We start from the raw sequence: 24,599 nt of genomic DNA, 5'->3' as shown, positions 1-24,599 counted from the left end.
TTGGTTAAATTTGCGGTATCAAAATTACAAACAAAACGGCTCATTTTTAATGAAGAAAGAAGAAAAAATAATAATAGGAATTTCTATTGGTGATTTAAATGGTATTGGAGGAGAAATCGTTATTAAAATTTTTGAAGACCAAAGAGTTCTTGAATTATGCACACCTGTAATATATGCTTCGGTTAAAACAATATCATTTTTAAAGAAATACTTTAAAAGTAATTTACAGTTTAATGGTATTAATAATGCAAGTCAAGTAGTTCACGGCAAAGTAAATGTTGTAAATGTTTGGAAAGAAAATGTAAATATTAAATTTGGAACTGAAAATCCAAAGATTGGTGAGTTAGCAATAAAGTCGCTACAATTTGCTACAAGAGATTTAAAAAAAGAACTAATAAATGTATTAGTGACAGCTCCAATTAATAAACATAATATCCAATCAGATAAGTTTAAGTTTCCAGGGCATACCGATTATTTAAATCAAGAGTTACAGGGTAACAGTTTAATGTTTATGGTAACGGATAAATTAAAAGTTGGATTATTGACTGATCATGTTCCTGTAAAGGATGTATCGGCACATATAACAAAAGAACTTATAATTAGTAAAATTGAAACCATCCATAAATCTTTAAAAATGGATTTTGGAATCCGCAAACCTAAAATAGCTGTTTTAGGTATTAATCCTCATACAGGAGATAATGGTGTTATTGGAAATGAAGACGATGAGGTAATGCGACCAACGCTCGAAAAAATTAGAGAAACAGGAAAATTAGTTTATGGGCCTTTTTCTGCCGATAGCTTTTTTGGCTCTAATGCTTACGAAAATTATGATGCAGTAGTAGCCTCTTATCATGACCAAGGATTAATTCCATTTAAAACCTTGTCATTTGGAAATGGTGTTAATTTTACGGCTGGATTAAATAGAGTAAGAACCTCTCCAGATCACGGAACAGCTTACGAAATAGCTGGAAAAGGAATAGCAGATGTAAGTTCTTTTAAAGAAGCCATTTATACAGGAATTCAAATTTTTAGAAATAGAAAAATGAATGAGGAATTAACGGTTAACCCTTTAAAGAAACAGCCAAAAAAGATATAAACAAAAAAATGTTTATAACTGTTATAAGCTAAATAAAATTTTATATATTTGCACGCTCGAAATACATGTGATGATGAAGCCATTGAAAGAGTTTACTATTCAATTTGTAGGATTAAAGCTAGGAAAGCATGATTTTGAGTATGATATTGACAATAAGTTCTTTGAGTATTTTGAATATGAAGAGTTCAATGATGCCAATGTAAAAGTTGATGTAGAGTTTAATAAAAAAACTACATTATTAGAATTACATTTTAAAGCATCTGGAACAGTAAATGTGTTTTGTGATTTAACAAACGAGCCATTCGATCAAAAAATTGAAAATGCTTTTGATTTGGTTGTGAAGTTTGGAAATGAATATAATAACGAAAACGAAGAAATTTTAATTGTTCCTCACGGAGAATATGAAATTAATGTAGCACAATATATATATGAGCTCATTGTACTTTCTGTTCCTCAAAAAAGAATTCATCCAGGAGTAGAAGATGGTACTCTTGATTCAGACATACTTGATAAACTAGAAGAATTGAGTCCAAAAGACTCAGAAATAAAAGAAGACAACGAGGATATTGATCCTCGATGGAATACATTAAAAAAATTATTAACGGATAAATAATATAGAAAATGGCACATCCTAAAAGAAAAATCTCGAAAACAAGAAGAGATAAAAGAAGAACACATTACAAGGCTACTGTACCACAGATTGCAACGTGTCCAACTACAGGAGAAGCACACTTATATCACAGAGCACACTGGCACGAAGGTAAGCTTTATTACAGAGGTCAGGTGTTAGTTGATAACACAGAGGCTGAAGAAAATTTAGCATAAGTATTATGCATGCATATATTAAAACGCTCACATGTGAGCGTTTTTTTTATGATATATTTTTATAGAAGTCAAAAACACCCTATTTTGCAGCATATTTGACCAAAAAATAGTATTTTCAACAAGTTTTTGACGTTTTTTAGTCAATTTTGTACAAAGTTTTGTTCAAACTAACACACAGATATGAGTAAAATTACAGCAGCAATAACGGCTGTTGGCGCATATGTGCCAGAATATGTATTAACCAATCAAATACTTGAAACGATGGTTGATACAAACGACGAATGGATTACTTCGCGAACAGGAATTAAAGAAAGAAGAATTCTTAAAGGCGAAGGTAAAGGAACGTCATACCTAGCAATTAAAGCAGCTCAAAATCTTTTAGACAAATCAGGGTTAGATCCTAAAGAAATAGAACTAGTAATAGTTGCAACTGCAACTCCAGATATGAAAGCAGCAGGAACAGCAGCTTATACAGCATCTCAAATTGGAGCAACTAATGCTTTTGCTTTTGACTTAGAAGCAGCATGTTCAAGTTTTCTTTACGGTATGTCTGCTGCATCAAGCTATATTGAATCAGGAAAATATAAAAAAGTACTTCTTATAGGAGCAGATAAAAACTCTTCAATGATTAATTATGAAGATAGGGCAACTTGTATCATCTTTGGAGATGGTGGAGGTGCTGTTTTATTTGAGCCAAATGAAGAAGGACTAGGACTTCAAGATGAGTATCTTAGAAGTGATGGTATGGGAAGAGAATTTTTAAGAGCCAAATTTGGCGGTTCTTCTTACCCAACTACAGTAGAAGCTTTAGAAAATGGAGAGCATTATGTTTTTCAAGATGGTAGAACTGTATTTAAAAATGCAGTATCTAATATGGCAGATGTTGCTGTAAAAATATTAGAACGTAACAACTTATCTAAAGACGATATTGCGTGGTTAGCTGCTCATCAAGCTAATAAACGTATTATTGATGCTACTGCAAATAGAATAGAATTAGACGAAAACAAGGTTATGATGAACATTGAAAGATATGGAAATACTACCTCTGCAACACTTCCGTTATTATTAAGCGATTACGAGTCTCAATTAAAAAAAGGAGATAATATTGTATTCGCTGCCTTTGGTGGAGGATTTACTTGGGGTTCCATATATCTTAAATGGGCATATAATTCTTAATAACTTACTAACTAAATTAAATTAAGCTTAATTATGGATTTAAAAGAGATTCAAAATTTAATCAAATTTGTAGCAAAATCAGGCGCAAGTGAGGTTAAACTAGAAATGGACGATGTTAAAATCACCATTAAAACAGGATCAGATTCTGAAACCACAATAGTTCAACAGGTTCCTGTTGCTGCAGCGCCACAACCAATTGCGGCTATACCACAACCTGCAGCTCCAGTAGCACCAGCTGCTCCTGCAGCAGAAGCAGCACCTGCTGATGATAATTCAAAATATATTATAGTAAAATCTCCAATCATTGGTACTTTTTATAGAAAACCTTCTCCAGACAAACCATTATTTGTTGAAGTAGGACAATCTATAGCAGAAGGAGATGTATTATGTATTATTGAAGCAATGAAGCTTTTCAATGAAATCGAATCAGAAGTTTCAGGAAAGATTGTGAAAATATTAGTGGATGACGCTTCTCCAGTAGAATTTGATCAGCCATTATTTTTAGTAGATCCATCATAACCAAATTTTAAAATTCCAAACACAAATCCCAATTTTGAGGAATTTGGAATTTGAGATTTTTAAATTTATTACGTTATGTTTAAAAAAATACTAATTGCCAATAGAGGTGAAATAGCATTACGTGTTATTAGAACCTGTAAGGAAATGGGCATTAAAACAGTAGCTGTATATTCAACTGCTGACGCTGAAAGTTTACATGTTAAATTTGCAGACGAAGCTGTTTGTATTGGTCCAGCACCAAGTCCGCAGTCTTACTTAAAGATGTCAAATATTATTGCTGCTGCAGAAATAACTAATGCAGATGCAATTCACCCAGGATACGGTTTCTTATCAGAAAACGCTAAATTCTCTAAGATTTGTGACGAGCATGATATCAAATTTATTGGAGCTTCTCCAGAAATGATTGATAGAATGGGAGACAAAGCCAATGCGAAAGCTACAATGAAAGCTGCAGGTGTACCTTGTGTACCAGGAAGTGATGGTGTTATCGAGTCTTATGAAGAATGTGAAAAAATTGCAGTTGAAACAGGCTATCCAGTAATGCTTAAAGCATCTGCTGGTGGTGGTGGAAAAGGAATGCGTGCCGTTTGGAAGCAAGAAGATTTGAAAGATGCTTGGGATTCTGCAAGACAAGAATCTAAAGCAGCCTTTGGAAACGACGATATGTACATGGAAAAACTTATTGAAGAGCCACGTCATATTGAAATCCAAATTGTTGGAGATTCTAACGGAAAAGCATGCCACTTATCAGAAAGAGATTGTTCTGTACAAAGACGTCACCAAAAATTAACCGAAGAAGTGCCTTCTCCATTTATGACTGATGAGTTACGTCAAAAAATGGGAGAAGCTGCAGTTAGAGCTGCCGAATATATTAAGTATGAAGGTGCAGGAACAGTAGAGTTCTTAGTAGATAAGCATAGAAATTTCTACTTCATGGAAATGAATACTCGTATCCAAGTAGAGCACCCAATTACTGAGCAGGTAATAGATTTTGACTTAATTAGAGAACAAATTCTGGTTGCCGCTGGAGTGCCAATTTTAGGAATTAACTACGAGCCAAAGCTACATTCTATAGAATGTCGTATTAACGCTGAGGATCCTTTTAATGACTTTAGACCATCTCCAGGAAAAATCACAACATTACACGCTCCAGGAGGCCATGGAGTGCGTTTAGATACGCATGTATATGCTGGTTATAGTATTCCTCCAAACTATGACTCTATGATTGCGAAGTTAATTACAACAGCGCAAACTAGGGAAGAAGCTATCAATAAAATGAAGCGTGCATTAGATGAGTTCGTAATCGAAGGAATTAAAACAACAATTCCATTCCATAGACAGTTGATGGAGCATCCAGATTATATCGCTGGAAACTACACAACGAAGTTTATGGAAGACTTTGAGATGCAACCAGAAGATTAATATTATAGAACTCCGATTTTTTAATCGGAGTTTTTTTATGGCGTTACCCAAAGACTTCATTCGTCGTTGCGTCAGGCTATCCGCTATATCTTTTTGTAAAAACAAAAAAGGATGTCGCTTCTATCCTTAACGCGAAAGTGCTAACTTCGTAATATGAATTTATCATATTGGGAACACAAATCATATCTATCCAACGTGGACTTTACTATCGTTGGAAGTGGTATCGTAGGACTTAATTGTGCTTTAGCTTTAAAGAACAAGTATCCAAAATCTAAAATTCTCGTGTTGGAACGTGGTATGCTTCCACAAGGCGCAAGCACAAAGAATGCTGGATTTGCTTGTTTTGGCAGCTTAAGTGAGATTTTAGACGATTTAAACTCACATTCCGAAGATGAAGTCTTGCAATTGGTAAATAAACGCGTAGAGGGCTTAAAATTGCTAAGAGAAACACTTGGTGATGTTACTATCGATTTTCAAAACCATGGCGGCTTTGAGCTGTTCTCTAAAGCCGATTCAAAACTATATCAAGAATGTTTAGATAAAATGGATAGTATCAATACGCTTCTTAAACCCATTTTTAATGCAGATATATTTAGTACAAGCTCAAATCAATTCAGCTTTAAAAAAATACAAAGGCAATATATTTATAATCAATTTGAAGGACAAATTGATACAGGTAAAATGATGCAAGCCTTGACACAACTTGCACAGCAAAAAGGTATAAATATCCTTAATAGCGTTACTGTTCAAGAATTTTCAAATCATAAGGATTCGGTAACTGTAAAAACCAATCAATTTGAGTTCTCAACTTCTAAATTGTTTGTGGCTACCAATGGTTTTGCTAAACAGTTATTAAATAAACCTGTGCTACCTGCAAGAGCTCAAGTTTTAATTACAAAACCTATAGAAAATTTACATATCAAAGGCACATTTCATTTAGATAAAGGCTATTACTATTTTAGAAATATTGATAATCGTATTTTGTTTGGAGGTGGACGTAATTTAGATTTTAAAGGTGAAGAAACGACTGAATTAACACAAACGGTATTGATTCAAAATGCGCTAGAGGATTTACTAAAAGATACGATTCTTCCCGATACACTTTTTGAAATTGACCAACGTTGGAGTGGTATTATGGGAGTTGGAAATCAAAAGAAGGCTATTGTTAAGCAAGTATCAGACAATGTGTTTTGCGGTGTAAGACTTGGTGGTATGGGTGTTGCAATAGGTAGTCTTATTGGAAAAGAACTAGCAGATTTGATTTAGTATGGAAATTAAGCAACTTTTATATCAACAGTGCGAAGCATTTTTAAATCAACGTCTTCAAAGTGTGCAGCAGAAAATAAAGGAAATTCAAGAGTCGCTTTTGTCTGAAACCAAAAGTACTGCTGGTGATAAACACGAAACAGGGCGTGCTATGTTACAGTTAGAACGTGAAAAAGCAGGACAACAATTGGCGGAAATTCAAAAAGAAAAAGAAATACTTTCTAAAGTTAACCTAGAGCAAAAATCCAAAATCGCACATTTAGGTAGTGTAGTTTTTACAACTCAAGCTAATTATTTTCTATCTATTAGTTCTGGTTTGCACGAAATTAATGGTATTAATTATTACGCCATTTCTCCAAGCACACCTATTGGAAAATTGTTGTTAGGTAAAAAAAAAGGAGATGTTATTGCGTTTAGGGAACAATCTTTTACGATTACTGCGCTTCAATAATATTGCTGTTTTCTATATGTTGATTGATAAGGTAAGCAGCCAAGTTAAGCCAATGTTTAGTTCTATCAAGAATCCAAGCATCCGAACTTACAATAATATGCTTGCTTTGTGCTAGCATTTTGTCTGGATTATGATCAAGAATGATATCCCAATGATAACCTTTCTGTTCAGCAATTTCTCGTAGCATGGTTTTTAATCGTCCACTATTGGACACAGGTTGGTCAAATACCCAAATCACCTTGTGATGTTTTAAAGTCTCTCCCACTAAATGAATGGCTGTTTCAGTTTGTTGCACGCGTTTATAGGTGCCATGAACACTAGATAAATCTCTATAAGCACCATCTACACCTTTAAACAAATATGCTCCAGAAAGTGCACTTTCTAAGATAATCAATAAATTAAAACCGTCGATAATAATAGTTTCAGAATGCAATTGATTTAGATATACTTCATTGACTTGACGTAGCTCCATTTGTTGTTGAGATGCACTCATCCCTTGTATAGCTTGTTGCTGCCTTACATTGAGACGATACTTATTACCAACCAATTGCAATGAAGATTTTTCAGCATAACCTCTAGATAATAAGTATAGCATATCCTTAATGGCTTCTTTAAACTTTATTTGTAGTTTTTTAGAACCAAAAAGAGCATCGTCATTACTGTTTTTTCCGCGATTTCTTTTATTTGACATGTTCAATAATTATAAAAATGACTCTAAAATTTATTAATTAAGGTCTTTGTATTTCAGAGTTATTGCAAAGTTTTAAAATAAATAGAGGAGTGCTCTTCTAGTTTATTAGAATGTTCAATAAAAATAGATTTATTATTATACAATACTTCTATAAGGTAAGATTGTCCATTGTAATAAGATGCTTTTACAGTTGCTTTATAATTTGATTTTTCAACTATTTTAATTTGATGTGTATATAATATCCCAAAAGGCTCAATCATATTAAACTCTCCAAAAAAGGAAGCTATTAAAGGTGTTTTGGGGTTGTTATATAACGCTTTTGGAGAATTATTAGCGATAACCTTACCGTTATTTAAAACAATCATCTTATCTGCAAATGGCAGCACATCATTTTTATCATGTGTAGCAACTATGCAAGTTATGTTTTTCTGCTTTAAGTAGTTAAATAGGCTACGTCTTAGTGATTGTTTTTTAAAATTATCTATATGGCTAAAAGGCTCGTCTAGAAGTATAATTTCAGGTTGTTTAGCTATAGCTCTAGCTAAAGCGACTCTTTGTTTTTGTCCACCACTTAAAAACTGAACTTTCGTTTTTGCTACATTTTCTAGCTCAACAACTTTGAGGAGTTCATTTACTCTTTCGGCTTTTTCTTTAGGGAAAAAATTAGATAAGAATTTACCAATATTTTCTTCTACAGTTATATATGGCATTAAGTCAAACTCTTGAGCAACATATTTCATAAAATCATAACCAATAACAAGGTTATGTTTTGGTCCAAGAATTTCTTGTGAATTCCAAAATATGGACCCTGTAGTTAAATCAAATTCGCCATAAATTAGCTTTAGTAAAGTACTTTTTCCTGAGCCACTTTCGCCTATAACTGATAAGTGTGCGCCTTTTTCTACATTAAATTCTATAGAATCTAAAACGGTCTTTTTATGATAACTAAATGATATGTTTTTTACTTCAAGCATAATAATGAGTAAACAAAAATAGTATAAAAAAAGCCGCTTATTTAATAAGCGGCTTTTAAAAATTATAAATAAAAACTGAACATTAATTCACTTTTATTGTTTAATAAACTTTTGAGTTTTTGTTAATCCGTTACTCACAATTTTAAGGATATAATTACCAGTGCTTAATGAAGAAGCATCAATTGTATTACTGTCAAAATTACCGCTTAAAACACTTTTTCCATTTATATCAAAAATTGTATAAACAGCGTCTTCAAAACCATAAGTAGCATTAATATTTAAATCGCCTTTAGTTGGATTTGGATATAAAATTAAATCCTGAGTTAAAGATTCTGTTAAACTAAGAGTTTCCCCTTCTATAACTGTCAATGTCTCATTAATATTTGGATTTAAAACAACATCTGTAGTTCCAGAAGGCCAATCAATTATAACACTAGTGATAGTTGTATCTGCTCCTAAACCAAAATGAGTGTTTAAAGAACTCATGTATCTAAAACCTTCACCACTTCTTACATCTCTAATTTGAGTGCCAGATGGTGTTACGATTGTTACACGTGCACCAATACCATTATAGTTACTTGCTACACCAATAGTTCTTATTTTTAACCAATTGTTTGAGTTTCCATCATTAGTATAAACTAAACCATTAAAAACATCTAAAAATCCATCATCATTTACATCTCCAATAGGTCCACTAGGTGGAGTATTAGATGAGTAAAGTGTAAATGTCATATTTCCATTATTCATTAATAGACGACCGTTTGTTAAAATATCAACATAACCATCATTATCAAAATCACCAGGAGCGTTTTCAATTCCATAAGGTGCGCTATCTAACCCAGCGCCTGCAGTAACATCAGTAAATGTTCCATCTCCATTGTTACGCATGAATTTGTGTCCTCCATCGGCAGTAGAACTTGCTCCAATATAAGCGTCCATATCACCATCGTTATCAAAATCTGCCCAAGCAGACGACCATGTTTGTACAGGGTCAGCAAGATTTACACCAGCATCACCAGCAACGTTTGTAAATGTATTTGCATTTGGATCACTTGGGTTTTTATCGTTTCTCCATAGTTCATTAATTTTATGAGTAACATTACCTCCTCTACATTTTGCTATGAACATATCCATATCACCATCATTATCATAGTCAATCCAAACAGTTCCATAATTTCCACCGTTAGGATGCGTTCCTATTCCGCTAGGTACAGGTTGAGAAGCACCAGAACCTTGGTAAAAATCTAATGTATTATTATCGTTGATATAATAAACGTTTGGAGCAACATCATGACACACAAAGGCATCTAAGTTTCCATCGTTATTAATATCAATAAAATTTGAGCGTTGAGAAAATACATATTCAGATCCAGAAATTTCGGTAAAAGCTGTACCATCTGAATTTGCTTGCATGAAAGTTACACCACTTCCACCTCCATATAATAAGTCGTTATAACCATTTTTATCAAAATCACCAGCAGCCATACTCCAAGACGCATCATTGTCAGCACTAGTTGTACCTATGTTTACGCTATTAAATCCACCTCCAGCTAATTGGTAGTTAATGTTAATGTTTGTTGTTGTAACAGATACTAAATCGTCTAATCCATCATTATTCATATCTACAACACCTCTGTCGCTTCCTGAAGCAGAAACACTTTGAGATGTAAAAGTAGCAGGAGCTGATGGAGGAGGAGTTCCTTCTGATAATTCGAAGTCAAAACCATTATCATTCCAGTAATCATCCCAAACGATATAGTAAGTCTCATTTGCTGTTGCTTCAAAATTTACAATTGATAAATAACCATTACCTATGTCTCCAGCATCATCATCAGAGGTTAAACATATAAGAGCTCCACATACACCTGTATAAACGTGTATTCTAGTATCACCACCCGAGTTTTGAGCTAAGTCAGATGTAATCGTAGTATAGTTATCACTTGTTGGAGTGTACATATACCATTCACCATCTGAAGCAGCTCCACCACCATAACAGTTGGTTGGAGGTACATCTCCATTTATTGTGCCAGCAGTATGTAAACCAGCGCCAATGTCTATAGCATTGGCACAGTTATCACCAGCTTGTGAACTTCCTAAAAAAGGAAGTGTGCATAAAGCAATAAAAAGTAAAAATTTGTTCATAATTAATTTATTAAGTTGTTCTTTATTGACAGTTATCTTCTAATGAGTTTATCCATTCTTCTACTAGAGCTACACCTTCTTCATGAATTACAGTTCTTCCTAATAACGGCATTCTAACAGCTACATCAGTAGAGTTAATTCTATAATACATTACTGATCTTAATGGTATTGATGGTGTAACTATAAAATTTAATCCGTTTCCTAAATCAGTATCAGGATCTAAACAAACACCTAAGTTTAAAGGTTCGCTTGTTGAAAGATAGTCGAAACGAATTGGTCTATATGCGCAATGTGCTTCTTCGGTATGACAATGAGCACAATTAATGTCTACATAAGATCTTACTCTTTCGTTTAAACTTGCATTTGTATCTTTCCAGCTTACCAAAGTTTCGATATTTGCAGGTAAGTTATCGTTAAGGTAACCCATTTCAACCAGTTTTTCTAATTGATTCATGTTACCATCACTGAAATCATAGTCAAGATTTAAATTTCTTGGTTTTGGTCCAATTGGAATTGAAATATCACCTGTTTTATGACACGTATGGCATTCTGGTCCAGCAGGAATTCTGTAATTTACATTATTTTCTACACCTTCTTTTAACCAATTTAAATTAGTAAAACTTCCATTCATATCAAGAACAGCTTCTGTTTGTTCTTCGTTCCATTTATATGTTGCAAAAATCCACCCATCAGATTTATTAATCATTAATCGGGTTTCTAATATTTTAGTTGTTAAATCAGGTAATACGTTTTCGTAATAAAAATTCTTAATAAGAATAGTTCCAACAGGGAATTCTAAAATATCATGATCTCCATTGTAATTAGCACTTACGTCATTTGGCATCCAAATAAACCTTTTTTTCTTAGCATAATCTGTAAATAAAGGATTTTGAAGTGTATAAGGAACGACTCCATAAACAGGATCTAAATCAGCTAGATTTTCATTAAAAAAATTATATTCTATTAAGTTATTATAAGGAACCGCATTAATATCAAAAACTACAGGCGAAACAGGTGTAGGTTCATAATTATCATCTGCAGAACAAGATGATATGGTAATAGCTAGTACTATTAATCCAATTAAATAGGTGTATTTTTTTAACATTTATAGAAAATTTGGTTGCCTAATATAAAAAAAAAGGGAAATCCTTAAAAATTAATTAGTTATAATGCCAAAAAGTCCTACAAATTACTATAAAAATGAGAATATAACAATTATATTAGATTGTTTGTAACAATATGTTCAGCAATTTGAACAGCATTAGTGGCTGCACCTTTGCGTAAATTGTCTGCTACAATCCACATATTTAGTGTGTTAGGTTGAGTTTCGTCCCTACGTATTCTTCCAACAAATACATCGTCTTTACCGTTTGCATATATTGGCATAGGGTATGTGTTTGTACTTGTGTTGTCCTGTACAGTAACACCCTCGGTTTCTGAAAGTAAAGATCTTACTTCTTGTAGATTATAATCATTTTCAAATTGTACGTTCACAGACTCTGAATGTCCGCCAGCAGTTGGAATTCTTACTGCAGTTGCAGTAACAGAGAAAGTTCTATCGTCTAGAATTTTTTGTGGTTCTCTAGCCAATTTCATTTCCTCTTTAGTGTATCCATTTTCTAAAAACACATCACAATGTGGTAAAGCATTTCTACTTATTGGATGAGGATAAGCCATTTCTCCTTCAATACCATTGGTTTCATTTTCTAATTGCTGTACAGCTTTTACGCCTGTTCCAGAAACTGATTGATAAGTAGAAACAACTACTCTTTTCATTTTATATTTGTTGTGTAATGGAGCTAATGCTAATACCAATTGAATTGTTGAACAGTTAGGGTTAGCTATGATTTTATCTTCTTTTGTTAGGGTGATAGCATTAATTTCTGGAACCACCAATTTTTTAGTAGGATCCATTCTCCAAGCCGAAGAGTTATCGATTACAGTTGTACCAACTTCAGCAAATTTTGGAGCCCACTCTAAGGATGTGTCTCCACCAGCTGAAAAGATTGCTATTTGAGGTTTCATTTTTACAGCAGTTTCGAGCCCAACAATTTTATATAAATTGTTATTATAACTAACGTCTTTTCCAATACTTCTTTGTGAAGCAACAGGGATTAATTCTGTAATAGGAAAATTTCTTTCTGCTAATACTTTTAGCATTATGTTACCTACCATTCCGGTAGCACCAACTACTGCAACTTTCATTTGTTTGATGTTTGTTAAAAATGAATAACAAATGTAGTTATTAATTTAAATCGATGTATTTTGAAAGGAATAAAAAAAGACCTTTTTAAACAAAAAAGGTCTTTTTTAACAATAAAGTTTATAATGTTATTTTTTTAACAAGTCACGAATCTCAGCAAGTAAATCTTCTTGAGATGGTCCAGCTGGTGGCGCAGGAGCTGGCTCTTCTTTTTTCTTCATTTTGTTTACACCTTTTACTACCATAAACATAACAAAAGCAACAATAATAAAGTCAATGACATTTGTTAAGAATGCTCCCCAAAGTACTGAAACTTCACCTTGTACAACTCCTTCGGCGTTTGCGACTCCTTCTTTTATCACATATTTTAAATCTTTGAAATCTGAATTAAAAATCAATCCAACTAATGGAGAAACAATTCCTCCTGTAAAAGCTGTTACTACTTCTTTAAAAGCAGCACCCATTACAAAACCGACAGCAATGTCGACTAAATTGCCTTTCATGGCAAATTCTTTAAATTCTTTAAGCATAGTTTAAGATGTATTATTAGTTATTAGAAATCTAAAATAATGAAAAAACTTAAAATGTTAAAAGAGTCTTAAATTATTATTTAACAATCTTACGTTTAACACGTTGTGAAACTGAAGTGATTAGCTCGTATGAAATAGTGTTTACTGTGTTGGCTAAGTTGCTTGCAGAGTTTTTTTGGTCAAAAATAATTACTTCATCACCTTCGTTACAATCAATATTAGTAACATCCACCATTATCATGTCCATACATACATTGCCAATTATTGGAGCTTTGCAATCATTAATAATGACATAGCCTTTACCATTACCATATTGCCTACCAATACCATCTGCATGACCAATAGGAATAGTAGCCGATTTTTGTAAGCCATCACTTTTAAAAGCTCTATTATAACCAACTGTTTCGTTTTTTTCAAGCAAATGAATTTGAGATATAATCGATTTTAAGCACGCTATAGGTTTTAGGTGTTTGTTCTCTTCTTTCGAATTACCAAAACCATACAAAGCTATACCAGATCTAACCATATCATAATGTGCTTCGGGATAGTTTAATATGCCTGAAGTGTTACAAATATGTTTTATTGGTTTGTATTCTAATTTTGTATTTAATAATGCAGTTATAGTTTCAAATTTTTCAATTTGAGATAACGTAAATTGTTTTTCGTTCGAATCTTCACTAGCCGCTAAATGTGAAAAGACTGAAGTAACTTTTACAGCTTTAGTTTTTTTAAGAATATTAGCAATAACATCTATATCGTTTTTTAAAAAACCAAGTCTATTTAATCCTGTATTAAATTTAAGGTGAACAGGATAGTTTGTTTGATTTTCCTTTTCAGCAATTTCAATAAATTCTTTAAAAACTTTTAAACTATATAAGTTGGGCTCTAAACAACGATCAATAATTTCTTTAAAATTAATTGGCTGAGGATGTAAAACTAAAATAGGTTTTGTTATTCCTGCATCTCGTAATGCAACACCTTCATGGGTATAAGCAACAGCAAAATAGTCTATATTTAAATCTTGTAAATAATTAGCAATAAGTGCGGCATCGCTACCGTAAGCAAAAGCTTTAACGACTGCTAAAAATTTAGTGTTATTATTAAGTTTCGATTTTAAATAGTCGAAGTTATGCTTTAAAGCGTTTAAGTTTATTTCAAGAATGGTTTCTTGTGCTTTAGGCATTGGATTCTTTTTGTTTTGGAGATACATCTTCAGCATCATTAACCTTAATATTACGCACTTTATCTCTCATCATTGCTTTATAATAAGCAGCTCTACTTAAAGGTTCATATTCTTCAACTTCGCCTAATAAAACCAAGTCATTACTTCTTGCTTTTCTATAGCTATATTGTGCTAAGTTTCCTGTTCTTGTACAAACAGCATGTACTTTAGTTACATATTCTGCAGTAGCCATTAAAAAAGGCATTGGTCCAAAAGGGTTGCCTTTAAAATCCATATCTAATCCAGCTACTATTACTCTTATGCCTTTGTTCGCAAGGTCATTACATACGCGAACAATCTCATCGTCAAAAAATTGAGCTTCGTCTATACCAACAACATCACAGCCATCTGCTAACAAAGGAATATTTGAAGCTGCTGGTACTGGAGTTGACCTTATCTCGTTGGAGTCGTGAGAAACCACCATTTCATCATCATAACGTACGTCAATTGCAGGTTTAAAAATTTCTACTCTTTGCTTTGCAAATTGCGCACGCTTTAATCTACGAATAAGTTCTTCTGTTTTTCCAGAAAACATGGATCCGCAGATAACTTCTATCCAACCAAATTGTTCTTTATGATTTACTGTATTTTCGAGAAACATTTTGTAATTTTAGCACTAAAACAAACTATTAATTCGTTTGCATAAAGGTGGCGCAAATTTATTAAAAAACAAAAGCTAAATTTTAAAAGTTATGAAGAAGAAATTAGAATCTGAATTAATAAGCATAGCGCATAGAATTCTTAAATTAACAGGAAAGGAAGATGTAGCTAAGATGCATGCTGAGGTTGCAGAACTTTATGAGAAGTTAACGGTTTTAAAATTTGCCGAAGAAAATTTTGAAGAGGACTTACCAACTATTGGGAATGATTCATCCTTTTTTGGAATGTTAGATGAAGCTTTTAATAATACGGTTAGTGATACTGTGGAAATTGAAAATCAAGTTTACATAAATGTTGATGATGTTGAAGATGATGGTATTATGGAGCCTGTAATGGAGAAAATAAAAGATATAGTTGCTCAAATGCCTCAAGAATCACAACAGGTTGATTTATTAGTTGAAGAAAAAGTTGAAACAGCTAAAGTAGAGCATGATTTAAATGAAATTACTGCGGGTTTTGACCAAATGCCAATTTTTGAACCTGTTACTAATGGTGAGAAATCTATTAAAGAAGAAGGTCAAAAATCATTAAACGACAAGCTGAAAAGTAACGGATTAAGTATAGGGTTAAATGATAAATTAGCTTTTATTAAACATTTATTTGATGGTAATAATGAAGATTACGAACGTGTATTGTCACAGTTAAATACTTCTGAAACTTTTGAGGAAGCTAGTAATTTAATTCAAAGTATTGTTAAGCCAGATTATAATAACTGGGAAGGAAAAGAAGAGTACGAAGCTAGGTTTATGGAAATAATTGAAAATAAATACAATTAATAATTTAAATAAACCCAACCTACTAAAGGCTCGTTTAACTCTTTAATCTCTAATACATAAAAATAAGTCCCAACTGGAAGTATTTCGTTTGTTTTGAGCAAACCTATATTTGCTATTCCATTCCATGAATTATCATAATTAGTCGTTTCGTAAATTAACGCACCATAACGATTGTAGATTTTTAGAATGTTATTTTCATAATCTTCAATACAAGGAATTACTAATGTGTCATTATAGGTATCGTTATTAGGTGAAATTCCTTCAGGAACATTTAAACAATTGTTTACAGTAACAGAAGCAGTATCTTCGTTATTAGTATCATCTCTGTCTATTTCATTAACACTGTTTAGTAAAGCAATATTTTCCAATTCAGTTGAAGCACTAACTGTGGCTACAATAGTCAAAGATTCAGATTCAGAAGGCAATAAGGTGTCTATACTCCATATTCCAGAAAGTTCATCATAAATTCCATTACTTGTTTGTGATGAAACATAAGAGTATCCATTAGGTAATTGCTCTAAAATATTAATAGCAGTAGCAGTAGTGGTACCTAAGTTAGTAATGCTAATTGTAAAAGTTACTTCGCCTCCTAAGGCAACTTCTTCAGGAGTTACACTTTTTAAAACTTCAATATCTACATTGCTAGTATCCTCAATTACATTAAGTGTTGCATAAGTTTGTGAGGTGTCAATATTAACTTGCTCACTAAAATTAGCATCTTCATTAATATAGGTTCCAATAGTATTACTGGTTACGTTTACTGCAAAACTACATGATGCTACGCCTTCAGGGAAAGTTAAATTACTAATGCCTACAAAGTCATCACCAATAGTTCCAGTAAATTGTGCAGTACATCCATTAGCATTAACCCAAAATGGTTCTCCAGAAAGTGTAATTCCAGCAGGTAAATTATCAATAAACCCAATGCCATTTTGTATTGCATTAGTGTCTATGTTATGTACTGTAAAAGTTAGGGTGCTTTCGAAACCTTGAACAATAGTTTCTGGGTTAAATTGTTTTGTAAGCTCTGGTGCTAATACTTGAACATTGCTAATAGAAATATTAGTTTCAGGTGTAATTTCTTCGTTGTTAATAGGACTAGGTGTAGCTTCGGCTTGATTAGGAAAAGCACCTCCAAATTGTGGTGCAATTACTGGAATATAAATTCTTACGGTAGATCCTGCTTCCATACTAGGAATAGTTCCAGAAACTAAATTATTATCAATATTAAAGGAAGAAACACATGTCGCATTACCCGAAGTAACTTCGCAAGTAGGAGTGCCATTTACAGTAAAAACATCACTTAATATATTCTCAAAAAGAACATCAACAGCACTAGAACTTGTTACACTATTAGATATATCAACAATCCAATTAAAAGGTTCGTCAGTTAATACAGAGGTACTCTCAGGAAAAGTTTGTACAACCAAATCTATACATGGTGCTAAGAATGTTGAAACAGAAGCATCATTATTAGCAATATTGTCTGTATTTGCATCAGCATGATCTATTTCTACATTATTTGTAACTCTAATAGGCTCTGTATCACATTCTGGTTCCCATAAAACAGTAGCAGTAAATGTAACTGAACTATTTGCTGGCAGTACCCAATTATCTTCGACAGTAATTTGCCAAAACATATCATTCTCCCCATCTTGAGGGATGCCATCTAGCGGAATATTTAAGGCATTATTTGGGATTGAAAAGCATTCAGCAGTTCCAGTGGTAGAAACACAATCAATGGCAGTAAGTGTTCCAATAACTGGATTCGTTCCAGAAGTAAAAAAGTCGTCTATTAATATTAAAGCATCTTCATTAAGATCAAGGTTGGTAGCGGTTATTTCATAAACTATTTCTCCCCAAGAAGTAGTATTAGATTCACTTTCACCTTCAGGTAATATTGGACTTATTTGAGTTTTTGTAATAGTTAAGTCTATATTTGGGCATAACTCAGAATCTGGTAAAATAACATAATCACTATCTACACTATTTAAGATATCACTATCAAAAATGGTATTTGAGAGTAAATTAGTTCCGGTTCTTATATGAGCATTATTAATATTAGCATTAGCAACACATTCAGGTTCAATAAATTCTACAACTGTAACTACAGTAATAGTAGCTCCAACAGGCATTATAAAATTATTACTTGTCCAAAAAATACCACTATTATCAATTGATAGCGTAAAGTCGTTACATGTTATACCATTAGTAGTATCAATGCAATCTACTGAAATAATATTCCAAGCAATATTAGGAGATAGGTTTTGTAAAAAGAATCGCATAGGAGCTTCTAATGGGCCATTATTACAAACAGTTGTTTCAAACGTCACTTCTTCTCCCCAATCTACCATTAGAGATGGATCAGGATTAATTTGAACCGTTTCTATACAAGGATCAGTAACTTCGCATGGATTTGCAGGAAGTAATTCTGTTGTAATAGAATTTGATAGGTTAGAAGATTCGTTAGTGTGATTTAAAACAAGTTCTATATTGCTTTGTACTTCAATACTATCGTCTTCAAAGCCGCAAGCTGGTTCTAAAAATTGATAAGTAACATCAAAAGTTAACGAACCTCCCGATGTGAATACATGAGGTGTAAGAAATTCAAAAAGATTAACGGAAGAACTAATAACTTCTACAGCTCCTTGACCAATAGGTGTAGCTGGGCAATCTGTACCGTTAGTGCCAGAAATACAATTAGCGTTAATTTGTTGAACGACTGCTTGCCCATTAGCTAATGGGCTACTTAAGCTCATTTTTCCCCTAAAACCATCTAGTGGGTAATCTATAATACTGTTATTTGTTATAGTAAATTGATAAGTTACAGTATCTCCCCAAGCACTAATACCTGTACCTTCTGGAGGCGTTACTTGCGAATAGGTTACTGTAAAATCTATGTCTACATCAGTAATATCAATTGAAATAATAGATTGATTATTAGTTAAATCTGTGTCTTGGACATCTGAAGGAGAAAATACATTTACATTAGTGGCTACGCCACCAATCTCTAAAGGTGCTTTAACGATAACTTTTACTTGTACACTTGAGTTGTTAGGTAAATCTGCTATCGTTCCTAGCAACATATTTTCAGGAGTTAGAGTTAAACTTCCAACTTCACTTGCACCTCCTTGTTGGTTTTGACTTTGATAAGATAAAACCGTAATATTTTCATCAATAACTTGAGTAAAAGAAGCATTAGTAACAGAGTCACCTGTATTAATAATAGTAACAATATATTGAAACTCCTCGTATATATGAGCTTGAGAAATTTCGTTTCCAGATAAATCTTGTGCTTCTACCACAACCGATAAATCTGTTGTTTGTGCTACACCATAATTAATTATTAGGGAAAATATGAATGCTAAATAGCGTAATTTATTCATAATTATGGTAGGTATATTTTTTTAAGAGATACTAAATGTAAGAAAAGGTTGCGTATTATTTTAAATAAAAGGTTGTAATTTTGAGAATTATTAAAGGTATTTGATGAAACTATATATTGTACCCACACCAATTGGCAACCTTCAAGACATGACATTTAGGGCTATTGAAGTTTTAAAGTCTGCAGATTTAATTCTTGCTGAAGATACACGTACCACGGGAAAGTTGTTGAAGCATTTTGAGATTTCTACGCCTACACAATCACATCATATGCATAATGAGCATAAAACAGTTGATACGATTGTTCAAAAATTAAAAGGAGGAATGATTATTGCTTTGGTGAGTGATGCAGGAACACCAGCAATTTCAGATCCTGGATTTTTATTAACTCGTGCTTGTATTGAAAATAATATTGAAGTAGAGTGTTTACCAGGAGCAACAGCATTTGTGCCTGCTTTAGTGAATAGTGGATTACCAAATGATAAGTTTGTATTTGAAGGCTTTCTTCCAGTAAAAAAAGGACGTCAAACTCGATTAAAGATATTGGCAGAAGAATCTAGAACAATAATTTTTTATGAATCACCTCATAAACTATTAAAAACCTTGACAAATTTTTGTGAGTACTTTGGTGAGGATAGACAGGTGTCTGTATCTAGAGAATTGACTAAGCTTTATGAGGAAACAAAACGAGGAACAGCCAAAGAAGTTTTAGAATATTATACAGCAAAACCAGCCAAAGGTGAAATTGTAATTATTGTAGCAGGAAAAGGTAAGTAAACGTTTTTATTTAGGACAAATAGAGTATACAGATGGAAGAGTTATTACATAACATCAGACAATGCACTATTTGTTCAGAACATTTAGTACTTGGACCACGTCCAGTAGTAACAGCACATCCACAATCTAAAATTGCAATTATAGGTCAAGCTCCAGGAACTAAAGTACATAACTCGGGAATTCCTTGGGATGATGCTAGTGGCAAACGTTTACGTAGTTGGCTTGGAGTTTCTGATGAAGATTTTTATGATGTTACAAAGTTTGCTATCGTTCCTATGGGATTTTGTTATCCAGGAAAAGGTAAAACAGGTGATTTACCTCCAAGACTAGAATGCGCACCACAATGGCATAAGTTGTTAATGGACAAAATGCCCAATTTACAATTGATTATTTTAATAGGTATGTATGCTCAAAAATATTATCTGCAAAAAGAGGCTAAAAAAACATTAACCGAAACTGTAGTAAATTATCAAGAGTATTTACCAAGCTATTTTGTACTACCACATCCTTCACCTCGTAACCGTTTTTGGTTAACTAAAAATCCTTGGTTTGAGAAAGAAGTTTTGCCAAGTCTAGAATTGGAGGTCAAAAGGATATTATAAAAAAAAGCGCTGATTTTTACACCAACGCTTTTTAAACACACTCTTATTTTCCAGAGAAAATCTCTTTTAATTGAGTTACCATATTTCCATTACCAGAGACTGTGATTTCACCAATTTTTTCGGCAATTTTTTCCACATATTCCATTTCTTTCAGTTTGTATAACATCTCATTCTCTTCCATCAACTTTGCAGTATTTAACAAACTACGTGTAGAAGCTGTTTCTTCACGTCTAGTAATTGTATTTGCTTGTGCCTTTTTTTGTGCTATAAGAACTTGATTCATAATCTCCTTCATTTCTCCTGTTAAAATCACATCTCTTATACCACAACTTAAAACTGTTACACCTAATTTAGCTGCACTTGTTTTTACATCTTTAAATACTGCTTCTGCAATATTATCTTTACGTTCTAAAAGTTCATCTAAAGTATATGTACCTACATAAGCACGTAATACCAATTGCATAGCAATGTAAAGTTGCTTTTCGTAATCTTTATTCTTTAATAAAGCTTTTTCAATATCTGTTACTTTATACTGTGTATAAAAATTGATACGAATTGCAGCTTTATCTTTAGTCAATAATTCTTGTCCAGCAATCTCTAATTGTAATTGACGTAAATCTGCTTTTGCAATCTTAATTGAAGTGTCGTTTCTCCAGAATCTATATATACCACCTTTCAGGATTTTTGTATAAACATCATCTACTAAAAGTAGAGCATTTTCATAAGCAGCAACTTCAAATGATCTAATGTATTTACTCAATTCATAATTACTAAATAGTGATTTATCAATAGCTTCAGTAATGTAAATTTTACTTAGGTCAATTTGAGTAAACTCACGTTCTATTAAACCTTTCCAGTATGCGTATCGTCCAGCAGGTAGTACTGTTTTAAAGTTTCCTTTTTCATAAACCAAAACTAGTTCACTATCCTTTACCTCAATTACATCTAACATGGCCTCCAACGTTTTATCTTTAAGTAAAATCTCTAACGCTATTGGAGCATTAAAAATATTAGAAAGGCAATAAACCAATACACGTTTGTTGAAACCAATCCAATGCGTTCCTTGTGTAATGACTTTAACATAATCACCTCCTCTGAAAACCAAACCTAATTTTCCTGCATTAATTCTTACTTGTTTCATTTTACTAATTTTTATCCCGAAATTATTTCAGGAATGTTAAACATTTATTTTAACCCTTTTTGGGTTGGAGGACAACTCCTGTAACGGAGGATTTGTCAAAACTTTAAATCAAGAAGTGTATTCTATCAAAAAAGTATATTGAAATTCATTTTTTAAAAAACAGCGAAAGCAAATCATCTTTCCTGTACGGAAATACAAATACAATATGTTGCTGTAAATAGTTTATGTAATAGGGATTAAGTTTTATAAGAATGATATATAAAATAAAATTCTGCATACAAGAAGTACATACTTTTACGTATTGAAATTAGTATTTCAAGGTACATTCAAGATTGCTTTATCGTGAACACTAATTGTTAATTTGATAATGCCGATTTGCAATCCACTGCTTTTGCCATTTTTTTACAGAGTGACAGTCTGTTAATCAGTTTTATAAGATGATTAGCTTTGGTGGACATACTTGCCCTAAAGTGACATTTAAAAGAATGTCTAAAATTCGCTAGATTTTAAGTCTAGTGCGTCTACCGATTTCGCCATATCCAAACGGATAGTAGGACTCGAACCTACACGAATAATAATCTATCGCTCTATCCACTGAGCTACTTCCCCATATTTTATTCTGTATACATTGTGGGGAAGATGGGAATCGAACCCATGACTTATAGAATTGATGGCTACTATTTGGTCAACAGCCAAACCTTCAAGTCTAGTTGCATATAAAAACCTTATACATCACTGCAAGGATTTATACAATAGTGCTATACAGAAACACCCAACAAGACCAGCTTGATATTTTAATAAACACTTTATAATTTGTTTGAGTTTAGTTTGTCACTCTCTATAAACACTTTAATTAAAGTGTCCTTTTCTAATTTACCTAAAGAAAGGTTATAGTCAGCTTTACCTTTATAAGATGTAATTTCACCACCTAATAACTCAATAATTTCGTGTAATAGTAATGGGTTGGTCCATTGTTGATACAACGCTTGAGTTGCAAGGTTTGAGACTTCTGAATTTCCTGAAACTCTTGCTTGACCAGCACCAAAATTTAACAATACAAAGCACTGCTGTTTTCCTTCAGGAAGTAGCATTCCTAAAATAGTTTGTCTTTGTACAGATTGACATTTTACTTCAGCAAACAATTGGTTAGGATTCATCATATATGTATAGTTGATACTATCTCCTTTTCCTATAATAATCTTATAATCACAGGTTGTGGAACCCGAATACACATTATTCTTAATTAGGGTTGGTACTTTTAAACCTTTATTAGCATACATATATTCTACAGCTCCATTTGGTGCATTAGTAATGTCACCTGAATACATCAAATTACCATTTTCTTGATTATAAGCTGAGTTCCAACCAATTTTGCCTCCGATATTCAATCCAGATAAATCTAAATCATGTGCTCCCCAGGCATTTTCCCAATAAACTCCAACCGCAAATTTTTCGCCATAAAACTTGGTTCCTGTTGGTATATTACCTACATACATTTTTTCTGAAGTAGGTAATGCATACTGGACATCATGAGGTAAGAAAAATGTTTTGCCACTTAAATCAAATCTAGTTTTCAAATAACTTTCTAAGAAGTAATAGTTAGCCCAAACTACATTTTTGAAACCATTTTTTTTAACAAATGATTTTCCGCTTCTAATTCTGTAAACAAAAGTGTCTTGACCTTTCATTCTATTATAGCAAGCCGAAATTGCTTTAAACAAAGCAAATGGTATCGCATTATCCAACCAATGTGTATCCTCCTCAGTAATTATCATACTAGTAACGTGATTCAATGGGTTGACTACCAGGGGTTTGTGATGTGTTTTAGATAGCTTTGATATCTTGTTAATGGTTTTACTACACTTAGGCTTAAAAGCCAAAAATAAAGGTTTGAATCTATTGAAAATTTCAGCCAGTTTTTCCAATCCAAATTGTTCAAACTGAACAGCAGGATTAAAGTTCGACGCCTTTATAGCTTCAATGGCCTCGTTACTTTTTATTAATAGAGACTCACCTGTAGCTCTGTAAATAATATATCTAAAGAACTCCATTGTATCTGAAGGCAAAACACCATACATATCCGCAATTTTTACAATAGCTTCCTTGTTTTTGATATTCTCTTTACCAGTAAAGTTATACTTTAATTCATCCACTAAAACAGAAAGAATATCATTGATGGTTTCCTCTTTTAAAGCCATTCCAGATTGTAATAATTCTAAGCATTTTAGAGTTAATTCTTCTTTAGAATATCCTTTTACAACTTTAAAAACAACCTTCAATTCAGGTACATTCAATACCTCTTCTGGAATATAAACCTCATTTTGAAAATTACTTCCATAAGTGGAAATGTAATGTTTAATCTGATCCATTAACAGACTTTCTCTTGTGCTAGATTTAATTTTTAACCAAGATTTGTGGAAGGTTTTATTTAAACCATAACCATCTAATTTTTCTTTCTTATAGAATTTGATGATTTCTTTTTTTGCCCATAACGCATTAGGCTCAATAACGTAGCCTTGATTTGAAACAAAAGTACTTTCAGTTGGTACTTTTGCGATAACTGCATTAAATAGTTTTAATGTTTTCATTTTTAGTAATTTTTAAAAAGGTGGGAAGTATTTTGTTTTACAATCAATATATAGGAACTTCCTTTACCTATTTTTAAAAGACGAAGCGTGAACAAAACCACTCGCTCTTTCGAGCTCTGGAGTCGAACCAGATTAATAGGAACGCTTTGTGTCT

22 protein-coding genes are annotated in these 24,599 nt (G+C 32.7%); 11 read left to right on the top strand and 11 right to left on the bottom strand.

Translation table 11 applies throughout. The features are described 5' to 3' along the window. Positions 1–49: 49 nt before the first annotated feature. The 8 genes from pdxA (at position 50) to ACLII3_RS06145 (ending at position 6,755) form a co-directional block, all read left to right on the top strand. Positions 50–1,096 (top strand): 4-hydroxythreonine-4-phosphate dehydrogenase PdxA, encoded by a 1,047-nt coding sequence (gene pdxA / locus ACLII3_RS06180; protein ID WP_412987322.1) that lies wholly within the window; start codon positions 50–52, stop codon positions 1,094–1,096. A gap of 73 nt (positions 1,097–1,169) precedes the next feature. Beyond that, positions 1,170–1,709 (top strand): YceD family protein, encoded by a 540-nt coding sequence (locus tag ACLII3_RS06175; protein WP_412987897.1) that lies wholly within the window; start codon positions 1,170–1,172, stop codon positions 1,707–1,709. Positions 1,710–1,717: 8 nt separating this feature from the next. Then, positions 1,718–1,921 carry a 50S ribosomal protein L32 gene (gene rpmF / locus ACLII3_RS06170; RefSeq protein WP_412987321.1) on the top strand — a complete coding sequence of 68 codons (204 nt, stop codon included), beginning with the start codon at positions 1,718–1,720 and terminating at the stop codon, positions 1,919–1,921. A gap of 180 nt (positions 1,922–2,101) precedes the next feature. Next, on the top strand, positions 2,102–3,097 hold the full coding sequence (locus ACLII3_RS06165; RefSeq protein WP_412987319.1) for a beta-ketoacyl-ACP synthase III: 996 nt from the start codon (positions 2,102–2,104) through the stop codon (positions 3,095–3,097). A gap of 33 nt (positions 3,098–3,130) precedes the next feature. Next, entirely contained in the window at positions 3,131–3,616 is a 486-nt protein-coding gene (gene accB, locus ACLII3_RS06160) for an acetyl-CoA carboxylase biotin carboxyl carrier protein (RefSeq protein WP_412987317.1), read from the top strand. 75 nt (positions 3,617–3,691) lie between these two features. Further along, the gene (accC, locus tag ACLII3_RS06155; protein WP_412987315.1) at positions 3,692–5,038 is read left to right on the top strand and encodes an acetyl-CoA carboxylase biotin carboxylase subunit; all 1,347 of its coding nucleotides are present in this window, start codon (positions 3,692–3,694) and stop codon (positions 5,036–5,038) included. A gap of 153 nt (positions 5,039–5,191) precedes the next feature. Then, positions 5,192–6,304: an NAD(P)/FAD-dependent oxidoreductase gene (locus ACLII3_RS06150; RefSeq protein WP_412987314.1), complete on the top strand. Its 1,113-nt coding sequence runs from the start codon at positions 5,192–5,194 to the stop codon at positions 6,302–6,304. A 1-nt stretch (position 6,305) separates the two neighbouring features. After that, entirely contained in the window at positions 6,306–6,755 is a 450-nt protein-coding gene (locus tag ACLII3_RS06145; protein ID WP_412987313.1) for a 3-oxoacyl-ACP synthase, read from the top strand. Here ACLII3_RS06145 and ACLII3_RS06140 read toward each other — a convergent pair. The 8 genes from ACLII3_RS06140 to ACLII3_RS06105 all read right to left on the bottom strand — a co-directional run bounded on the left by ACLII3_RS06140 (position 6,739) and on the right by ACLII3_RS06105 (position 15,118). Further along, positions 6,739–7,446 (bottom strand): DUF434 domain-containing protein, encoded by a 708-nt coding sequence (locus tag ACLII3_RS06140; protein ID WP_412987311.1) that lies wholly within the window; start codon positions 7,444–7,446, stop codon positions 6,739–6,741. The two genes, ACLII3_RS06145 and ACLII3_RS06140, sit on opposite strands and share 17 nt — an antisense overlap. A 59-nt stretch (positions 7,447–7,505) precedes the next feature. Then, entirely contained in the window at positions 7,506–8,420 is a 915-nt protein-coding gene (locus tag ACLII3_RS06135; protein ID WP_412987310.1) for an ABC transporter ATP-binding protein, read from the bottom strand. 93 nt (positions 8,421–8,513) lie between these two features. Then, positions 8,514–10,562 carry an FG-GAP-like repeat-containing protein gene (locus tag ACLII3_RS06130; protein ID WP_412987308.1) on the bottom strand — a complete coding sequence of 683 codons (2,049 nt, stop codon included), beginning with the start codon at positions 10,560–10,562 and terminating at the stop codon, positions 8,514–8,516. Between the two features lie 22 nt (positions 10,563–10,584). Further along, the gene (locus ACLII3_RS06125) at positions 10,585–11,667 is read right to left on the bottom strand and encodes a hypothetical protein (RefSeq protein ID WP_412987306.1); all 1,083 of its coding nucleotides are present in this window, start codon (positions 11,665–11,667) and stop codon (positions 10,585–10,587) included. Between the two features lie 110 nt (positions 11,668–11,777). Then, the gene (locus ACLII3_RS06120; RefSeq protein ID WP_412987304.1) at positions 11,778–12,767 is read right to left on the bottom strand and encodes an aspartate-semialdehyde dehydrogenase; all 990 of its coding nucleotides are present in this window, start codon (positions 12,765–12,767) and stop codon (positions 11,778–11,780) included. A 126-nt stretch (positions 12,768–12,893) separates the two neighbouring features. Then, positions 12,894–13,295 carry a large conductance mechanosensitive channel protein MscL gene (mscL, locus tag ACLII3_RS06115; protein ID WP_412987302.1) on the bottom strand — a complete coding sequence of 134 codons (402 nt, stop codon included), beginning with the start codon at positions 13,293–13,295 and terminating at the stop codon, positions 12,894–12,896. A 76-nt stretch (positions 13,296–13,371) separates the two neighbouring features. Further along, positions 13,372–14,478: an alanine racemase gene (gene alr / locus ACLII3_RS06110; RefSeq protein WP_412987300.1), complete on the bottom strand. Its 1,107-nt coding sequence runs from the start codon at positions 14,476–14,478 to the stop codon at positions 13,372–13,374. After that, positions 14,471–15,118, bottom strand: coding sequence for a thymidine kinase (locus tag ACLII3_RS06105; protein WP_412987299.1), 648 nt, complete (start codon positions 15,116–15,118; stop codon positions 14,471–14,473). Before ACLII3_RS06105 ends, alr begins: the two co-directional genes overlap by 8 nt. Positions 15,119–15,209: 91 nt before the next feature. Between ACLII3_RS06105 and ACLII3_RS06100 the strand changes: the two genes are divergently transcribed. Beyond that, positions 15,210–15,953, top strand: coding sequence for a hypothetical protein (locus tag ACLII3_RS06100; protein ID WP_412987297.1), 744 nt, complete (start codon positions 15,210–15,212; stop codon positions 15,951–15,953). On the opposite strand, the gene ACLII3_RS06095 is transcribed toward ACLII3_RS06100, so the two are convergent. Further along, on the bottom strand, positions 15,950–19,339 hold the full coding sequence (locus tag ACLII3_RS06095; protein WP_412987295.1) for a gliding motility-associated C-terminal domain-containing protein: 3,390 nt from the start codon (positions 19,337–19,339) through the stop codon (positions 15,950–15,952). The genes ACLII3_RS06100 and ACLII3_RS06095 overlap by 4 nt on opposite strands. Before the next feature lie 103 nt (positions 19,340–19,442). Between ACLII3_RS06095 and rsmI the strand changes: the two genes are divergently transcribed. After that, the gene (gene rsmI / locus ACLII3_RS06090; RefSeq protein ID WP_412987294.1) at positions 19,443–20,114 is read left to right on the top strand and encodes a 16S rRNA (cytidine(1402)-2'-O)-methyltransferase; all 672 of its coding nucleotides are present in this window, start codon (positions 19,443–19,445) and stop codon (positions 20,112–20,114) included. A 32-nt stretch (positions 20,115–20,146) separates the two neighbouring features. Next, positions 20,147–20,716, top strand: a complete 570-nt coding sequence (locus ACLII3_RS06085; RefSeq protein ID WP_412987293.1) for a uracil-DNA glycosylase family protein — start codon at positions 20,147–20,149, stop codon at positions 20,714–20,716. Positions 20,717–20,759: 43 nt separating this feature from the next. Here the strand turns inward: ACLII3_RS06085 and ACLII3_RS06080 are convergent, their stop codons facing one another. Both ACLII3_RS06080 and ACLII3_RS06075 read right to left on the bottom strand, forming a co-directional pair. Beyond that, positions 20,760–21,857: a slipin family protein gene (locus ACLII3_RS06080; protein WP_412987292.1), complete on the bottom strand. Its 1,098-nt coding sequence runs from the start codon at positions 21,855–21,857 to the stop codon at positions 20,760–20,762. 806 nt (positions 21,858–22,663) lie between these two features. After that, a complete protein-coding gene (locus ACLII3_RS06075; protein WP_412987291.1) occupies positions 22,664–24,445 on the bottom strand; it encodes a hypothetical protein in 1,782 nt (593 codons plus the stop codon). Positions 24,446–24,599 lie beyond the last annotated feature (154 nt).

Source organism: Pontimicrobium sp. IMCC45349, assembly GCF_047219225.1.
Classification (GTDB): domain Bacteria; phylum Bacteroidota; class Bacteroidia; order Flavobacteriales; family Flavobacteriaceae; genus IMCC45349.
This window is presented reverse-complemented; position numbering and strand designations above follow the sequence as displayed.

What these genes read in the sequence shown, in the direction of transcription:
- ACLII3_RS06080 (WP_412987292.1), bottom strand. Translation starts at nt 21,857, where the DNA reads ATGAAACAAGTAAGAATTAATGCAGGAAAATTAGGTTTGGTTTTCAGA.
- ACLII3_RS06100 (WP_412987297.1), top strand. Translation starts at nt 15,210, where the DNA reads ATGAAGAAGAAATTAGAATCTGAATTAATAAGCATAGCGCATAGAATT.
- ACLII3_RS06165 (WP_412987319.1), top strand. Translation starts at nt 2,102, where the DNA reads ATGAGTAAAATTACAGCAGCAATAACGGCTGTTGGCGCATATGTGCCA.
- rpmF (WP_412987321.1), top strand. Translation starts at nt 1,718, where the DNA reads ATGGCACATCCTAAAAGAAAAATCTCGAAAACAAGAAGAGATAAAAGA.
- ACLII3_RS06125 (WP_412987306.1), bottom strand. Translation starts at nt 11,667, where the DNA reads ATGTTAAAAAAATACACCTATTTAATTGGATTAATAGTACTAGCTATT.
- ACLII3_RS06120 (WP_412987304.1), bottom strand. Translation starts at nt 12,767, where the DNA reads ATGAAAGTTGCAGTAGTTGGTGCTACCGGAATGGTAGGTAACATAATG.
- ACLII3_RS06085 (WP_412987293.1), top strand. Translation starts at nt 20,147, where the DNA reads ATGGAAGAGTTATTACATAACATCAGACAATGCACTATTTGTTCAGAA.
- ACLII3_RS06175 (WP_412987897.1), top strand. Translation starts at nt 1,170, where the DNA reads ATGAAGCCATTGAAAGAGTTTACTATTCAATTTGTAGGATTAAAGCTA.
- ACLII3_RS06150 (WP_412987314.1), top strand. Translation starts at nt 5,192, where the DNA reads ATGAATTTATCATATTGGGAACACAAATCATATCTATCCAACGTGGAC.
- ACLII3_RS06135 (WP_412987310.1), bottom strand. Translation starts at nt 8,420, where the DNA reads ATGCTTGAAGTAAAAAACATATCATTTAGTTATCATAAAAAGACCGTT.
- alr (WP_412987300.1), bottom strand. Translation starts at nt 14,478, where the DNA reads ATGCCTAAAGCACAAGAAACCATTCTTGAAATAAACTTAAACGCTTTA.
- pdxA (WP_412987322.1), top strand. Translation starts at nt 50, where the DNA reads ATGAAGAAAGAAGAAAAAATAATAATAGGAATTTCTATTGGTGATTTA.
- accC (WP_412987315.1), top strand. Translation starts at nt 3,692, where the DNA reads ATGTTTAAAAAAATACTAATTGCCAATAGAGGTGAAATAGCATTACGT.
- rsmI (WP_412987294.1), top strand. Translation starts at nt 19,443, where the DNA reads ATGAAACTATATATTGTACCCACACCAATTGGCAACCTTCAAGACATG.
- ACLII3_RS06105 (WP_412987299.1), bottom strand. Translation starts at nt 15,118, where the DNA reads ATGTTTCTCGAAAATACAGTAAATCATAAAGAACAATTTGGTTGGATA.
- ACLII3_RS06130 (WP_412987308.1), bottom strand. Translation starts at nt 10,562, where the DNA reads ATGAACAAATTTTTACTTTTTATTGCTTTATGCACACTTCCTTTTTTA.
- mscL (WP_412987302.1), bottom strand. Translation starts at nt 13,295, where the DNA reads ATGCTTAAAGAATTTAAAGAATTTGCCATGAAAGGCAATTTAGTCGAC.
- ACLII3_RS06075 (WP_412987291.1), bottom strand. Translation starts at nt 24,445, where the DNA reads ATGAAAACATTAAAACTATTTAATGCAGTTATCGCAAAAGTACCAACT.
- ACLII3_RS06145 (WP_412987313.1), top strand. Translation starts at nt 6,306, where the DNA reads ATGGAAATTAAGCAACTTTTATATCAACAGTGCGAAGCATTTTTAAAT.
- accB (WP_412987317.1), top strand. Translation starts at nt 3,131, where the DNA reads ATGGATTTAAAAGAGATTCAAAATTTAATCAAATTTGTAGCAAAATCA.
- ACLII3_RS06095 (WP_412987295.1), bottom strand. Translation starts at nt 19,339, where the DNA reads ATGAATAAATTACGCTATTTAGCATTCATATTTTCCCTAATAATTAAT.
- ACLII3_RS06140 (WP_412987311.1), bottom strand. Translation starts at nt 7,446, where the DNA reads ATGTCAAATAAAAGAAATCGCGGAAAAAACAGTAATGACGATGCTCTT.